Genomic DNA, 15,996 nt, shown 5'->3' with positions numbered 1-15,996 from the left:
CAGATTCCAGTTGTGTATCATGTTCTTTAGTCGTCATTACGCAATCCACGGTCAGGACTGACCCAACGTGCTCGCGTTCCATCTTTACGGAATAATACTTTTGGAAAGGCAATTATACTCGCGCTTACCGTAATGAGCCAAAATACAAATGGATACCAAATCATCCAATAATAATTTCGTGCCAAACCTGCTTCGTAACGGCTATCCATCCACTTACTCATCGCAAACTGCAATAAACAGGTTGTACCAAGCAATATACCTGTTCCCATAGGTAACAATGGTGAACTGATTTCAGGAAAGCCTGCGAAAGGTAAAATGAAATGCAAAATCCATAAAATGAGCATAGTTAACATCAAATATGACCAAACTAAAGTCAAAATCAATTCAATAATTAATGGCCATAAATAATTCAATTTAGGTTTAAACAACACATCAATATTTTTCAATAATACCTGTGCCCCACCCATTGCCCAACGCAGACGTTGTTTCCATAAACCATTCAATGTTTCAGGCATGAGAATCCAGACCAAAGCATTCGGTTCAAAGCGAATATCCCAGCCTGCTCGATATAGTTTCCACGTAATATCAATATCTTCAGTTAGCATATTGGGTGACCAATAACCCACTTCATGCACGGCACTTTTACGAAATGCAGTAATCACACCTGATACGGTAAACAAACGCCCAAAGGTTCGTTGCGCACGCTTAATCATCCCAACAATAGATGAAAATTCACCGACTTGAATGCGTCCAAGTAACGTTGAACGTGTACGAATTCGAGGATTACCTGTTACCGCAGCAACAGTTGGATTTTCAAGAAAGTGACGAATCATCCACTGTGCAGCAAAAGGATCAAGTAATGCATCACCATCAATCCCGATCAGAAATTCAGCATCTGTCAGTAAACTACCCGCTTGCAATGCCATTGCTTTACCTTGGTTTTCTGCCAAATGCACCACACGTAATTTGTCATGCTGAAGTGCTAGTGCATTTAATATCTCGGCAGTACGATCTGAGCTTCCATCATTAATCGCAATCACTTCAAAATTTGGATAATTTAATTGTAGTGCATGACTAATCGTTTCCACAGCATTGTCTTGTTCATTAAAACAAGGGACAAGCACCGCAACCAATGGATACGCAGTTAAAGCAACTGGTTGTTGAAATGGGGGCTCTTTACGCTCTTTCCAATAAAAAATCAGTGCACCAATCATCCACAAATACGACATAAATAGTGGATAATAAAAAATAAAATTTAGAATGGTCTGCCATAGATGCTGAAAAGTGCTCATCTTCTATCCTCAAGGTACAAGTCGAGAAGATTTCAAATCGAATACCTGACGCATTTGTGTTGTATCGGGGTGATCTTGAATTGGGTCATCGGGATAATAACCTACATGCATAACACCTTGTTGATACAACGATTTTATCGTACTCGCCATTTCTTCTGTCGGTACTTTTTCATTGGTACGCCAATTGACAGCCTGTAACTCAAACACTGTTTTTTTCATACCATTAGGATACTTTTTGACACGATTGACCAAATCTTGATAGAACTTATTTGTATCAGGTGCTTGTTCCATATAAGGCATTGCCATAATCGCTGTAAAATCATACTTTTGTATTGACTGTTCTAACGACTGTGCATACCAATTTTCTGAATATGGTGACAATGCAACTTGAGCATACAAATTACGTGCTGTTAGTAAAAATGGCTGCCAATAGCGAACTTTCTGTGCCAAATCTTGAGCAAAATCATCGATAGTTGTCGTTTTATAGGCCGTCCATTTTTGCAATAATGCATCATTTTTACGGATATCTTCTAAACTTTCAGTTAAACCAATAGATGCATAAGCTTTCATCGCATCGGGACTTGCATCTTCATAATCCGACAAGGTTGCATCGTCATGGAATAAGATCCCATCGAAAGTTGCCGATTTTGCCAAATCTTGATAAATCCCTTCAATCGTTTGACGTGCTTCAGCAGAATATGGACTTAAGCGGTGGTAGCCCATATTGAGATGATCACCTGCATGTGCCTGCTGTGTAACAACTAAGTCCTTAGAAACAGGATTTTTTTCGGGCAATTCCCAAGCAAGTAATGGCATCCATGCATACACACGCCCGACCTGTGTACGGGTTTGAATTTGCCAAGAGACACGATTAAATAAATCTGCACGCATAGGTAAGTATCGATTTGGGAAATACACCATATCCGCAGAACCGTTGGCATCGGGGTCAGAAAACGCCTGCAAATATACCGTATTGACATTCATGTCTCGAATACGATCAAGCAGATGTCCTAGATTTTTCTCTTGCTGTTTTTCATCAGGATCATAAATATAATCGAGATCGACATGCATGATTTTTTGCGGACGATTGTTATCTCCCAAACTCATTTGACGGCTTTGAATTTCTTGTGCCAAAGCATCGGTACTCATACCGCCTTCAATCAAAATGCGATTCAAATGTCCCAAGGATTTCTCAATATGATCGGGGCCATCATCCAAACTAATGGTCACAGGCATACCTGCTTTTTTAGCCAATTCAACCGTTTGCATATTGTAACGACCATAAGGCCAAACCATCACACGTGGCTGTTTTAAACCATGTGCTTTAAGTACCTGATTGTTCTTTTTCAAGTCACTTAAAATACGATCTGCGTACTGTTTATCTGTTTCATAGCTTTTATTTTTTGGATTGTATTCACGTGTGGTTGCGGCAGGTTCAGAGTTGCCTTGAGGATTACCCAATATACCTTTATGCAAATTATAACTGTGGCTACCAATTTCAACTAAACCACTGTTCTGCATAGTTTTTAGCTCATCCCAACTGAGCAATTTATCTCGGGCGAGTTGATCATCACCAAACTGTACGGGCGTATTGGCTTTGGTTTCAAGCCAAGAACCAACCACCGACATCACTACAGGAATTTTTCTGCGTTTAATAATTGGATAAGCATATTGGTAAAAAGATTGGTAACCATCATCTACGGTTAATAATACGGGTTTAGTAGGCAGTTTAGCTTTGCCTTCATTGGCTTTGATCAATTGAGTCACTGAAATAAAGTGGTAGCCATTTTTTTGCAACCAATCGAGATGCAACTCAAATTGCTTCGTACTCACCGCATAATCGGGAATCACGGCGTTTTTCTCTGCCGTAATTTCGTGATAACCAATAATTGTTAAGGTATTTAAATCAGCAGGTGGTAAATTATCTTGCTCTATGACAGCTTCACTCGGCTGATCTTCCGCCAATGCTAGACCTGAAACACTACAGCCAAGCATTGCACATAAAACCATTGCTGGGGATAAATAACGAATTTGCATGAGGTCAATTTACTCGGTCATCATTGTTAATCGGGTCAAAAATGCGTAGTCACACAATAAATTTGTACGCAAATTTACGGTGAACGGATCTGATCAGATACTTATATTGCTGATTTAAAAGAATGAAGCTGAAAATAATCTTAAAATAATTCAGAATTGAATTATTTATTGCAGATGCGTTTTATCACTTTATGAGGTTATTGTATGTTTAGATATGTGTCTTTATGATTAATATTTAGACAAAACTTACATATTTGATGTAGTTCCCTCATATTTTCACAATAAATCGAACAATAAAGTCATTTTCAAGCTAAATGAATTATGTTTCTTTTTTAGTAAACCATTAAAAAGCCCTCGAATTTATTTTAGTTCAAGGGCTTTTTAATACAAAACTCTACAATTTTTTACTGCAAAAAGTGCAAAGTCTTAATCCCGTGTTTTTACATCAAATAATTCAATTTCAAAAGTAAGATTTGAATTGGCAGGAATAATTTTACCCATTTTACGTTCACCATACGCCAAGTGTGACGGCACGATCAATTTACGTTTACCACCCACTTTCATGCCCATAATCCCTTGATCCCACCCCTTGATCACACGCCCTGTGCCAATCACAGTTTCAAAGTAACTCCCTCGGTCAATTGAAGAATCAAACTTTGTGCCATCTTCCAACCAACCTGTATAGTGCGTCGTAATTAAAGCACCTTTTACTGCTTCTTTTCCTTCACCTACTTTTAAATCAATAATTTCTAATTCAGTCGTCATTTTTCACTCAATCCATCAAATATAAAAACGAAATTTCATCTATTGTTCAGTACACGCCTGACAAAAATGATGATAATCCTGTAAAACCTATTGTGCATAATTATACGCATATTCTTATAATTGCGGTTTCCACTTTTCTGCTTATATTCCAATCTAATATCAAAAACTCAGCTCTTTAATCTCAGTATCATTCAATAAGTATTGTGTGAGTTTTTGATGGTTTTGTGCTGATCCAATTAAAACCCAATGCCCAATAATATTTTGTTCAGTTTTATTTTGCCCACCACGAATAATTTTTAACTGGTTATCAGAAAATATTTTTTCATATTTATCTAGCGTTTCTTCTTTATAGATACATAAAATTCTATAATTGCGTGCCTGATGAAATTCATCTATTTCCTCTTGAATATACACCAAGAATATCAAGACAATCAGCACCAGTCCTGTACCGATTAAACTTAAGAAAAAATAGCCTGCCCCAACTGCCATGCCTAGTGCTGCAACCATCCAAATAGTTGTTGCAGTGGTAATGCCTGAAATTCGATTATCATCTTTAAAGATCACACCCGCGCCCAAGAAACCAAGTCCTGTTAAAATATTTGCTGCAAGTCTATCTGGATTTTCTACCCCAATACGTAGCGAAAGCATGGTAAATAAACAGGAGGCTAGACTAACCATAATCATGGTTCTTAAGCCAGCAGATTTACTACGATACTCTCGCTCTGTGCCAATAATGGCACCAACCATGAGTGCTAGTAATAATTGATAAAGTTCAAGATTCATATCTGATCAATATTATGATTGTTGTCTGATTAGATATACTGAGTTTCAAAACAAAAATGCAAGCGATTTTGCCTGCATTTTTGTTCAATTAACTTTGAGTTATTGATACACCATTATAAATTATTGCAATTGTGTCCACTCAATAACCGCTTGTGCATTGTCGCCAATCAATGTCCATTCACCATCCATAACATTCAGTTGTAACTGCATAGTACGTTGACATAATTGCTGAATATCGGCTGTGGTTTGTTCAGATAATTGCCAAACTTGAACATTTTTCAATGTTTTTAACTTAGAACTACGTTTGTACCATTCTGCAACTGCTGAACCATAGGCAATCACGGCAACATCTTTACAACGCGCAGCAGCTTTTTTAACTTTATCTTCATCTGGTAGGCCGACTTCGATCCATTTTACCAACTGCCCTGTAAGGTCTTTTTCCCACAATGCAGGCTCATCTGTCTCAAACAAATCTTTGGTAAATTCAAGACGCTCTTCAGCAAAGCGTGCATAAGCCAACACACGAACCATCAAACGTTCAATGGTTTCAGATGGATGCAGTGCCATAGTAAATTGAAAATCGCCATATTGATGAACATCCATATTGGCAATATTCAAATCCACCTTATAAATTGTTGCTTTTAACGCCATGAAAAATCCAAAAAATGAAGTTCTAAATATGGCGCACAGTCTATAAGATTTTGCAGAGAATTACTGAGATTTTTCAACTTGATCAATTCGACAGTTCAACACTGCACTTTCAAAATTCGACCAATCACGGTCGGTTTGCGTAATGATTTCAATCCGATTATCAATACCCTCTTCACCCGATTTATAGTTGAGATCTTGTGGATTAAAGTTGAAATTCATCCAGCCCTGATTGGTATGAAAAATTCCTTTAATACGTAGCCAATCTTGTTGCTCACATAACACATCTAAAAGATCATAAAAATCAAACTGCCAACGTTTAGAAAACTTCCAACCTGCAACAGTATAATCCTGTGAACTTTCTATATAGTGATAAGGTAATTGGCGAATTTCAGGCATAGGTTCATTTGCGGGTAACTGTTTTTGAAGTTGAATTAAGGGCTGAATTTTACGTTCTAGACCTACATACGGTAAATCAATTTGGCTCAGTAACAGATCACCCTGCACAGCGGGAAGCCAAGTTTGTGAATAGGCTAAATATTCATCTTTAAGTTTTAACAATGCCGACTGATCAATTTCCGTCATTACATCGGCATGTGAGATCACTACAATTTGCGCTGCTTTTAATTGATCTTGATATAAGTTGTGATTCCCCCATGTTTCATCATGCAAACGTGAACCATCTACGACCGTAACCAACGCGCGCATATCAATTTGGGCATGCCATTGCGGTTCAGTCAGTTGTTCTAACAATTGAGCAGGATGCCCCAAGCCTGTAGGTTCAATAAATAAACGATCTGGATTTTTCTCTTGAATCAAACGAGAGAGTGCTATTTGCATCGGCAACTGACCTGTACAGCACAAACATCCACCTAACAACTCTTTGACCTCATAACCATCACCCTGCGGTAAAAGTTGCTGATCGACTCCAATCTGCCCAAACTCATTCATCAGCACAGCCCAAACTTCATGTTCAGGTTTCTGTGCCAATAACTTTTGTAGGAGTGTGGTTTTTCCTGCACCGAGAAAACCCGAAATAATGTGTGTTTTCACTTGCGATGGTTGCAGAATTTTCAAATGCATTAACTCCCGATTCATTTCGCTCTTGGCATCAAGAGTAAAAAATTGTGTGGCTATTGATCTATCAATCATCTGAGCTATTTCACGTTATGCTTACTTAACATCATTAAAAATTAGGCTCGAAATTGGTTTCATATTTTAGCCAAATTTAAGTCAATCTCCTGTCTATGCAAAGCGCTTTAAAGAATTCTTTTCAATAAAAGAATCAAAAAACGAGTATCAACGATTATAAATTCCGCATATTTACTTAAGAATCTCCTTATTTTGTACATCCTCAGTAAAAATATTGATTATTTTTTATGCGAAAAAATATATTTATATACATTTTAAAATGGTATTGAACCGTTTTTTTTACATAAGCAAAACATAAAAGTCCACTTTGTTTTTCTCACGTTACCCAAACTGTTTTACTTTGTTGTCAAGGTTGTCCTACCTGCTTTCAGGCTTTAGCATGATTTCCGTAGTCAAGCTGCTGACGATATTGCCTCCAATGCAATGCCTCCAGAGTTAGCGGCAGACTGCTATAAACCATAGATAACAACAATGACGTTTGTTATCGCTTTTGCAAAATCTATAAGGATGCCACAATGAAACTTATTCAAACTCTTCTTGTAACCACATTCGCTTTCACTGCTGCCACGGCTTTTGCAGCACCCACTACACCACCTGCTGAAAAAAAAGTCATCGTATCTACCCAAGAACTACCTGATGAAGCAGGAACAACGGAAACCCCTACAGAGCAACCCTCACCAACTGAAACAGATGCAAGTGCAAGCGCTGAAGTCGATCGCTCTTCTCATAAATAAGATGAAATATTTTCAATTTTGTGATTAAGCATATTTAGAAAAATACGCAATGATCGATCTGCTGTATCTGTCATTGCGTATTTGTATTGGGAGTCGCTATTTTATTTTTAGATTTTTCCTCTATTTTTGATACCTCAGCAAAAAATGCTGCTCATTTCAAATTTTTCTGATTTAAAAATACAATTGATCATAGTCAAAATAAATCGTGATATTCATTTTCGATATTTAATAATTTTTAAAAAATCTATATAAAACAAAAGATTGATATAAATCTATCATGATCACATAGATTTTTATATGCAATATATCAACTATGGCATAGCTTGTTTAGACTAACGTATTCATCGTTAATAGCATTATATAGTGAATTGAATGGATATTCCTTGTGAGCAAAAAACCAATTGAATACACCACAGAAGTGGCAATCATCGGCGCTGGTCCTGTTGGTCTGACCATCGCCAACTATTTGAGCAAACAAGGTGTACAGGTCACAATCGTAGAACAGCTCGATAGCTTAATTGACTACCCTCGCGCCATTGGTATTGATGATGAATCTTTGCGAACCATTCAATCACTCGGACTTGTCGATCAAGTTTTACCACATACAACACCGAACCATGCAATGCGTTTTTTAACGCCTAAAGGTCATTGTTTTGCCGACATTCAACCGCTTACTCGTGAATTTGGTTTCTCTCGCCGTAATGCATTTATTCAGCCGCAAGTCGACAGCGTGTTATTGCAAGGTTTAAAACAATACGAACACACGCAAGTTTTATTTGCACGGACTTTGGAAGAGTTCAGCCAAGATGCCTATGGTGTAACACTTAAAATTCATAGCAAAGATCAAACTCAAGAAACCATTCATGCAAAATATTTAATTGCATGTGATGGGGGTAATTCTGTTGTCCGTCGTACTTTAAATATCGGTTTCGATGGTAAAACTGCACCAAACCAATGGATCGTAATTGATGTTGAAAATGATCCATTAGCAACCCCACATATTTACCTCTGCTGTGACCCTGTACGCCCATATGTATCAGCAGCCTTACCGCATGGTATCCGCCGTTTTGAATTTATGGTGATGCCCGGTGAAACTCAGGAAGAACTGAGTAAACCTGAAAATATCGCAAAATTACTCTCTAAAGTATTACCAACAACAGATGGAATTGAAGTAATTCGTCAGCGTGTTTATACGCACAATGCGCGTATTGCCGATAAATTTCGCGTAGACCGTATTTTACTTGCAGGCGATGCCGCACACATCATGCCTGTATGGCAAGGTCAAGGGTATAACAGTGGCATGCGTGATGCTTTTAATCTTGCATGGAAAGTCGCTTTAGTGGTTCAAGGTAAAGCGGGTGCTAACTTGTTAGACACTTATCAAATTGAGCGTAAAGACCATGCCCAAGCAATGATTGACCTTTCGGTCATGGCAGGTCATGTGCTTGCACCTCCAAAAAAATGGCATGGTTTTGTACGTGATGGTATTGCCTATGCATTGAATTACATTAAGCCAATTAAACAATATTTATTGGAAATGCGTTTTAAACCCATGCCAAAATATAGCGATGGCGCTTTAGTGCAAGACACACGTAAAGATTCCCCTGTGGGAAAAATGTTTATTCAACCGAATATTCAGCTTGAAAATGGTCAAACTGTTTTACTCGATGAAGTGCTTGGTAATGACTTTGCGGTTATTGCGTGGGGTGTCGATCCAAAATGGGGCATCAACGAAGCAAACATGAAAAAATGGCAGTCTTTAGGTGTGAAGTTTATTCAAGTGATTCCTGCAGTTCAATTGAGCAATGACCAGCGTAAAACTTTTGAGAATGTCATTACCATTGGCGATGCAGGCACAGAAATCCGTACATGGTTTGGTAAAACAGATCAAGCGATTGCAATTCTACGCCCTGACCGTTTCGTGGCTGCCCTTGCAATTCCACAGACCATGAATACGATGAGTCAGCAGTTGTTTAATAAACTACATGTAAAATAATTACTTGTAATAGATTATTATTTTTAGTCTTTCTGACTCCGTCAGACGTGACCATTTATAATAAAAAACCACTCAATTGAGTGGTTTTTTATTAAGAAAGCTTACTTATTTTTTTCAATTAAATACTCGTTATAGTACTCTTCAGCAAATTTATTCAATGCTTTACCAATGGATGCATATTGGAATTCATTTAAATTTGCCAAAGAAGCACGAGCAGATGCCTTTGGAACGCCAAAGCCCCTGCCTGGTAAAAGTACAATCCCCGTTTCATCAGCGATATTAAATAGTAAGTCTGTTGGGTTTTTCACTTTCTGTACCCAATTGGCAAACTCATCGCCATAAAGTGCTCGGCAAGTTTTATCTAAATCAATCAAAGTGTAATAATTTACAGCATTCACATTATCATTATATGTGACACCTAATTGACGGTATAAAGCATGATCTCGATCTTTAATCACAGATTTCAATGCTTTCTTATATTGCTGACGAGAGTCCATCATATTGAATAAAGCAAATAAGACCATTTGTACTTGCTGAGGCGTTGATAAACCTGCTGTATGATTTAATGCAACTGTACGACTATCGGCAACCATACGATCAATCAATTTAATCTGAGATGGACTTGTGGTTAACGATGAGTAACGTTGTGCCAATTCAGCTTTATGTGCATCAGATAAGTTAGCAATTTTTTGATCTAAAATATTGTCTTGGGCAAGTGCAATCACCCCTAAACGCCATCCTGTCGCACCAAAATATTTTGAGAATGAATAAACCAAAATCGTATTATTTGGGCAAATTGCAAAAAGTGATCTAAAATTTTCTGCAAAAGTACCATAAACATCGTCTGTCAAAATAATTAGATCAGGACGTTTTTTCACAATATCGGCAATAATTTCTAAACTTTCATCACATATTTTTACTGAAGGTGGATTACTAGGATTAACTAAAAAAAATGCCTTAATAGATGGATCTTCTAATTTTCTCAGTTCAGCTTCAGGATATTGCCAATCTAGATCTGGATCTGCCTGTATATGTACTTGTTCTAATTGGTAATCATTTAACTCTGGAATTTCAAGATAAGGGGTAAAGATAGGTGTACCAATTGCAATTTTATCACCAGAGTTAAGAATCTTATTCTCTTTTAAAGAGTTAAAGATATATGCCATTGCAGCCGTACCACCTTCAACTGCAAAAAGATCAAAAGCATCAATACCTAAATTAGTGACACCCATTTCACGTACGATATACTCCTTAACAACCTGCTCACTTAACCGAAGCATACGATCAGGTACAGGATAGTTACAACCTAAAATCCCTTCAACCATCTCTAACAAAAATGCGTCAGGGTCAATCCCAAGCTGATCACGTATATATGAAATCGCTTTACCTAGAAATACAACACCTGGCTTATCACGATTTTCCAAAATAAAATGATCGAAACGTGAGCTTAGCCCTTGTATACGAGGAAAACCACCTACACCTTCAGGCATAAATGAAAATGAAAATTCAGACTCTGTCGCTGCAAATAATCCAAGTTGGAAAAAAGCACGGCGTGGTAAAGTTGCTAGAAAATTAGGATTACCGCGCCCCGCATTTAGCATCATTCGATCTGTTCGACTTTGCGCAAGTTCAATTAAATTATCTTTTAATTCAAATGGGCTTAATTTTGCATATTTTGAATAATCTACATTTGACATCTTAATCTCCAGAATTATTGTTTATATCTTTAAAATAATTAAACCAAGGCAACAACAAATGGTCCTAATAATGTTAGAAATACATTTGCTAAGGCGTAAGTAATTGCAAAAGGAACAGTTGGAATGCTATTTCCAGCTTTATCTAGAACACCACCAAATGCTGGATTGGCACTTCTTGCACCCGATAGAGCACCCGCCAAAATAGCAACGTTGTCATATTTGAGAACAAAACGTGCAAAGAACATTGAAAGTATGAGTGGCACAATCGTTACAACAACGCCAATCATAAATAGTGTTAAACCACTTTCTTTAATTGTCTGAATTGCTTGTAACCCAGATTGAAGTCCAACAGCAGCAACGAAGCCTGCTAAACCCAAATCCTTTAATAACTGAGAGGCTGCTGGTGGCATATTTCCCATAGTCTGATGACGAGTTCTCAACCAACCAAATAATAAGCCCGATAATAAAGCACCACCACCAGCTCCCAACGTAATTGGAACACCAGATACACGAACAACAATTAAACCGATGAGTAAACCAAGCACGAGACCAAAACCATGGAATACCCAATCTGTTTTTATAGATTCAGGAACTGGTGTTCCTCCCTCTTTAATAAAACGTTTAATATCTTGTTCAGCACCATAAGCAGTAATGACATCACCAAGAAAAACTTCAGTGTCATCCGTTAATGGAATTGGATCTCCACCACGTTTAATTCCTGTAATAAAAACACCTTGTTTCAATAATTTAGATGTAGATGCTTTAATATCTCCCAATGTACGTTTTGCGTACTGTGGATTTTTAAGCACAACATCTATGGTGTCCATGACAAGTTCCATACCGCTTGATGACTGTAGCTCTGGTCCAATTTTATTAGCAATGGATACCACATCTGCACGACGACCAACGATAAGTACGATATCTTGAGCCTCAAGTCGTAAATCTTGATTAATATCAATCAATTGATCGTTACGTTTTATGCGTTCAATCGTTACATTATCGACATAGCTTTCTATTTCAGAAACACTTTTACCAACAGCGTTTTCTACGCGATAGATACGACCTACAATTTCAGGCATTGCTAAGGCTTGACCCGAATTTAAAAGGAATGCACCTTTTAGTCTTTCTTTTTGTGCCGCTACTGCATCATCGTGAATTTCTCGTCCCATAAATTTTGGTAAAATATTGACACAAATAATAATTGCACCTAAAGAACCAAAAATATAAGTGACGGCATAACCAATTGCGACATTTGCCTGTAACTTCTGAATTTCGGCCATAGGTAAATCTAGTCGCGCAATTGCATCACTCGCCGTTCCAATAATCGCAGACTGAGTCATTCCACCAGCGGCCATACCAGCAGCTAAGCCTTTATCTAAATCAAAAATTTTAGCCATAATTACGACAGTGGCTAGACCAACAATTGCCATAAATGCAGCAAGTAATATTTCCTTTATGGACTTGGGGCCAAGAGATTTAAAAAATTGCGGTCCACTTTCGAAACCAACCGCATAAATAAATAATGCAAAAAGTATAGATTTGACGCCATTATCAACCGAAACTCCAAACATACTTAACGCAACTGCTACAAGTAATGAACCAGCTACACCGCCTAATTGAAACTTTCCGATTTGGAATTTTCCAATATAAAATCCAATACCTAGTGCGAGAAATAGTAAAATTTCAGGATAATGACTGAGTTGACCCTGTATCCACTCCATAACTTTCACCCTCTCTGTGTGAACATTTAAAACTACGGAGAAACTTAAACAATATATTTTAAGTTTTGATATTTATAAGCATTTTCTATTAATTTATTATGATTGGTAAAATAAAGTAAATATTGATACTCCTCATAATTGACCTTAAATATCAATCTACCGGTCAAAAAGGTCAAATATTTCATGTACGCTTTTTGTACATAAATATCGTAAAAAAGTTACTATTCACCCCTTACCTCCTAAGCACAAATGAGAATCAATTATCATTTTTCACATAAATAAAGGGCGAAGTACAATTTTTCAGCAACATTTTTTCAACAATGTAAATTAGATAAAAATTGCTAGGAATAAGTATTTTATTCAAAAATTAATTTAGTTTTATGATCATTTTTTTATTATATAAGCTCCTTAGCATCCTCGTCTAAGAAGCTTCTTTGCTATATAAATTTAGAACATATCCATATAAAATTTTTCTTTTAAAACCTGTAAAATTAACTGTAAAGCCTGATTACTTTGTCCTTTACGATAATTGGCATACAAGCCAATCATTGGCAGAGGTTCAATGGTATTTTTAACAATTATTTTGTCGCCTAAAAGTGGAAGCACATAAGCAGGTACAAGACTCCAACCCACACCCATCCCCACCAAATTAACATTCAACAGAATATTGGTCGACTTCTGAACCACATTGACATTCAACTTTGACGTTTTGAAAAAATCTTGAATAATTTTATGAAGTTGAGGTGAAGCATCTTCATCACTAATGACAAAATCTTGCTGATTAAAACTTTTAATACTGATGTGACGTTGATCTGCCATAGGGGAATTTTTCGGAATAATCAATGCCAAAGGTTCCTGAAAAACCTGTATATGCGTAAGTTCTTCCGAAGCCTCTGGATAACGTGTAAAAGCAATATCAATTGTTCCTTTTTTCAAAGCTCTGAATTGTTCAGCATCTGTCAAACTATGAAAATGAATTTTTAGACTCGGAAAATGCGCCCGAATATTGGGCATGATGTATGGAAATACCTTCATTTCTGCTACAGGTACAAAACCGATATGCAACTGATCTTTTTGAATATTGGCAATTTGACGTGCATCATTCACCGCTTTTTCAGCATGCTCTAAACACAGTAAAGCCTCTTTTAAAAAGGCTTCACCTTCTGGGGTTAATTCAACTTTACGATTGGTTCTTGTCAATAACTGTACACCCACCTCTGCCTCTAAATCTTTAATCTGCTGACTTAGTGAAGGTTGTACAGTACACATACGCTGTGCTGCTCGAGTAAAATTTAACTCTTGTGCAACTGCTACAAAATATCTTAAATGACGGAGTTCCATCGTTCAGTCCTCTACTGCCTTAAAGCCAATTGTGGTGCAACTTTGGCTTGGTAAAAAAACAAAGTCAGCACAGTGATTAGCGCACAAAGTAAATAAGTCGGTGAATAGCCAAATTGAGCGATCAATATCCCAATAATGACCGACCCCATTGCCATACCAAAATCAAATAATGTAAAAAATGTCGCAATTGCATGCCCCATACGCTCTTTTGGTACGGACTGAATCGCAATGGTTTGAAAACATGGAAAGAGTGAACCGTAGCCAATGCCAATAAACACTGCTGAAAGCCACAAAATCCACTGATTAGACATAAAACTAACGATAACTAAACCGATCGCAAAAAAAACAAAAGATGGATAAATGACCGAATTTGCACCCTTACGATCAAACCATTTTCCAATCCAGGGACGAACAATAATCATGGAAATTGCAAAGATAATAAAAAACAGACTGACATAAGCAAATAACTGTTTTGATTCAGCATAAGCTGTCATAAAACTCATAATACTTGAATAAGCAAATGCTGTGAGTAATGCCACTAAGCCAATCGGTACAGCCTTTAATTCTAAAATGTCATGCAATGAAAATTTATTTTTTTGTGTAGAGGGTTCTTCTTTTTCGAGTTGCTTTTTTGCAGATACAGTTTCAATATTCTGTATTGGAATCATTAAACAAAAAATAAAACCAATACAAATAATTGCGGTGAGTACTTTAAATAGTGTCATAAAGTCTGAATATTGTAATATCGTCAGCGCAAGGAATGGTCCAAAAACTACCGCTAAATTCGTCGACATCACATAGTAGCCCATACCCTCACCCTTTCGATGCTCTGGAATAAATTCATTGGCAACAGGAACGGCAACCGTGGTTAAAATACTGAACCAAATGCCATGGATAAAACGCACTAAAAGCAAAATCCAAAGTTGATCTGCAAATAAATACGTAAAAGCAAATAAGACAAAAAGTAATTCAGAACCACGAAAAGAAAGCTTACTGCCCAGTTTTTGAATAATTAGACCAGAAAATGGACGAATCGCAATGGATGAAATTAAAAATAAGGTCAGTGCTAAACCAGCCTCTTTCACCGAACCGCCCAAAGATTTCATAATATAAACAGGCAGAATGGTCAAAAAAGCAAAATAATAGGTAAATAAGAATAAATTATTCAACACACAAAATATGAATGAACGATTCCATAAACGATCTGAAACAGTCGCGTCAAAGGGTGATGCTATATTAGACATCCAATGCACCTGACTGCTGTAATTGTGCAGGTTCTAGGACTAAGTTAACGAGTTGATCGACATATTCAGCATTAGGTACTTGATTAAAAAAAATAATTTGATAATGAATGGGTGCATACAATGTATCGAGCATCAATTCAAAGGGATAATCGGCTTTAATTTCACCTCGCTCAATAGCAAGCTGAATGAGCTTTCGCGTTTCCTCACGGCGAGGCAATAAATATTGTTTAAAAAATGCACCAGCCGCTTCACGATGCTCTGCCATTACCACCAACAAGGCGCGCCCAACAGAATGATCTAACGCCTTGCATAATTTTAACAGTTGTTGAACCAAGTTAAATTTTAAGCTTTGTTCAAAATCCATTTCAAATACAGAAGCGGTATGCGCCTTAAACGTTTCGAATACAAGATCTGACTTATGTTTCCACCAACGATAAATTGTCGACTTTCCAACCCCTGCACGCAATGCAATATCTTCAATAGTTAACTTACGATAATCGTGTACTTCCAGTGCTTCCTTGACTGCATTTAAAATGCGCTCTTGATGGCGTGAGGTTTTTTCAAAATCTGACATTGTTCAATCATC

Annotated in this window: 13 protein-coding genes; 2 read left to right on the top strand and 11 right to left on the bottom strand. The window is 37.1% G+C overall.

Annotated features, from left to right (window positions below):
• Nucleotides 1-26: 26 nt before the first annotated feature.
• The 6 genes from pgaC to FW754_RS03875 form a co-directional block, all read right to left on the bottom strand.
• Nucleotides 27-1,292, bottom strand: a complete 1,266-nt coding sequence (gene pgaC, locus FW754_RS03900; protein ID WP_409511331.1) for a poly-beta-1,6-N-acetyl-D-glucosamine synthase — start codon at nt 1,290-1,292, stop codon at nt 27-29.
• Between the two features lie 9 nt (nt 1,293-1,301).
• Nucleotides 1,302-3,329 carry a poly-beta-1,6-N-acetyl-D-glucosamine N-deacetylase PgaB gene (pgaB, locus tag FW754_RS03895; RefSeq protein ID WP_419346624.1) on the bottom strand — a complete coding sequence of 676 codons (2,028 nt, stop codon included), beginning with the start codon at nt 3,327-3,329 and terminating at the stop codon, nt 1,302-1,304.
• Nucleotides 3,330-3,755: 426 nt separating this feature from the next.
• Complete coding sequence (locus FW754_RS03890) at nt 3,756-4,094, bottom strand: FKBP-type peptidyl-prolyl cis-trans isomerase (protein WP_409511333.1); 339 nt, start codon at nt 4,092-4,094, stop codon at nt 3,756-3,758.
• 159 nt (nt 4,095-4,253) lie between these two features.
• Nucleotides 4,254-4,877 carry an MgtC/SapB family protein gene (locus FW754_RS03885; RefSeq protein ID WP_446323922.1) on the bottom strand — a complete coding sequence of 208 codons (624 nt, stop codon included), beginning with the start codon at nt 4,875-4,877 and terminating at the stop codon, nt 4,254-4,256.
• 120 nt (nt 4,878-4,997) lie between these two features.
• A complete protein-coding gene (locus tag FW754_RS03880) occupies nt 4,998-5,528 on the bottom strand; it encodes a YaeQ family protein (protein ID WP_409512818.1) in 531 nt (176 codons plus the stop codon).
• A 60-nt stretch (nt 5,529-5,588) separates the two neighbouring features.
• The gene (locus FW754_RS03875; RefSeq protein WP_446323983.1) at nt 5,589-6,608 is read right to left on the bottom strand and encodes a CobW family GTP-binding protein; all 1,020 of its coding nucleotides are present in this window, start codon (nt 6,606-6,608) and stop codon (nt 5,589-5,591) included.
• A gap of 584 nt (nt 6,609-7,192) precedes the next feature.
• On the opposite strand from FW754_RS03875, the gene FW754_RS03870 reads away from it, so the two are divergent.
• Nucleotides 7,193-7,411, top strand: coding sequence for a hypothetical protein (locus FW754_RS03870; protein WP_446323921.1), 219 nt, complete (start codon nt 7,193-7,195; stop codon nt 7,409-7,411).
• A gap of 385 nt (nt 7,412-7,796) precedes the next feature.
• The gene (locus tag FW754_RS03865; RefSeq protein WP_446323920.1) at nt 7,797-9,407 is read left to right on the top strand and encodes a bifunctional 3-(3-hydroxy-phenyl)propionate/3-hydroxycinnamic acid hydroxylase; all 1,611 of its coding nucleotides are present in this window, start codon (nt 7,797-7,799) and stop codon (nt 9,405-9,407) included.
• Nucleotides 9,408-9,508: 101 nt separating this feature from the next.
• Here the strand turns inward: FW754_RS03865 and FW754_RS03860 are convergent, their stop codons facing one another.
• From FW754_RS03860 to FW754_RS03840, 5 genes are all read right to left on the bottom strand, one after another.
• Nucleotides 9,509-11,104: a bifunctional aspartate transaminase/aspartate 4-decarboxylase gene (locus FW754_RS03860; protein ID WP_446323919.1), complete on the bottom strand. Its 1,596-nt coding sequence runs from the start codon at nt 11,102-11,104 to the stop codon at nt 9,509-9,511.
• A gap of 38 nt (nt 11,105-11,142) precedes the next feature.
• Nucleotides 11,143-12,825: an aspartate-alanine antiporter gene (gene aspT / locus FW754_RS03855; RefSeq protein ID WP_446323918.1), complete on the bottom strand. Its 1,683-nt coding sequence runs from the start codon at nt 12,823-12,825 to the stop codon at nt 11,143-11,145.
• A 447-nt stretch (nt 12,826-13,272) separates the two neighbouring features.
• Nucleotides 13,273-14,166 (bottom strand): LysR substrate-binding domain-containing protein, encoded by an 894-nt coding sequence (locus FW754_RS03850; RefSeq protein WP_409512812.1) that lies wholly within the window; start codon nt 14,164-14,166, stop codon nt 13,273-13,275.
• 11 nt (nt 14,167-14,177) lie between these two features.
• Nucleotides 14,178-15,410 (bottom strand): MFS transporter, encoded by a 1,233-nt coding sequence (locus FW754_RS03845; protein ID WP_446323917.1) that lies wholly within the window; start codon nt 15,408-15,410, stop codon nt 14,178-14,180.
• Nucleotides 15,403-15,984, bottom strand: coding sequence for a TetR/AcrR family transcriptional regulator (locus FW754_RS03840; protein WP_409512810.1), 582 nt, complete (start codon nt 15,982-15,984; stop codon nt 15,403-15,405). Before FW754_RS03840 ends, FW754_RS03845 begins: the two co-directional genes overlap by 8 nt.
• Nucleotides 15,985-15,996 lie beyond the last annotated feature (12 nt).

The sequence above is a fragment of the Acinetobacter sp. 1207_04 genome (assembly GCF_052850415.1).
The sequence above is the reverse complement of the archived record's forward strand: the minus strand, read 5'-3'. Positions and strand labels throughout refer to the sequence as shown.

Bases quoted from the DNA above. Each gene is read 5' to 3' on its own strand.
- pgaC (WP_409511331.1), bottom strand. From the start codon at position 1,292: ATGAGCACTTTTCAGCATCTATGGCAGACCATTCTAAATTTTATTTTT.
- pgaB (WP_419346624.1), bottom strand. From the start codon at position 3,329: ATGCAAATTCGTTATTTATCCCCAGCAATGGTTTTATGTGCAATGCTT.
- FW754_RS03890 (WP_409511333.1), bottom strand. From the start codon at position 4,094: ATGACGACTGAATTAGAAATTATTGATTTAAAAGTAGGTGAAGGAAAA.
- FW754_RS03885 (WP_446323922.1), bottom strand. From the start codon at position 4,877: ATGAATCTTGAACTTTATCAATTATTACTAGCACTCATGGTTGGTGCC.
- FW754_RS03880 (WP_409512818.1), bottom strand. From the start codon at position 5,528: ATGGCGTTAAAAGCAACAATTTATAAGGTGGATTTGAATATTGCCAAT.
- FW754_RS03875 (WP_446323983.1), bottom strand. From the start codon at position 6,608: ATGCATTTGAAAATTCTGCAACCATCGCAAGTGAAAACACACATTATT.
- FW754_RS03870 (WP_446323921.1), top strand. From the start codon at position 7,193: ATGAAACTTATTCAAACTCTTCTTGTAACCACATTCGCTTTCACTGCT.
- FW754_RS03860 (WP_446323919.1), bottom strand. From the start codon at position 11,104: ATGTCAAATGTAGATTATTCAAAATATGCAAAATTAAGCCCATTTGAA.
- aspT (WP_446323918.1), bottom strand. From the start codon at position 12,825: ATGGAGTGGATACAGGGTCAACTCAGTCATTATCCTGAAATTTTACTA.
- FW754_RS03850 (WP_409512812.1), bottom strand. From the start codon at position 14,166: ATGGAACTCCGTCATTTAAGATATTTTGTAGCAGTTGCACAAGAGTTA.
- FW754_RS03845 (WP_446323917.1), bottom strand. From the start codon at position 15,410: ATGTCTAATATAGCATCACCCTTTGACGCGACTGTTTCAGATCGTTTA.
- FW754_RS03840 (WP_409512810.1), bottom strand. From the start codon at position 15,984: ATGTCAGATTTTGAAAAAACCTCACGCCATCAAGAGCGCATTTTAAAT.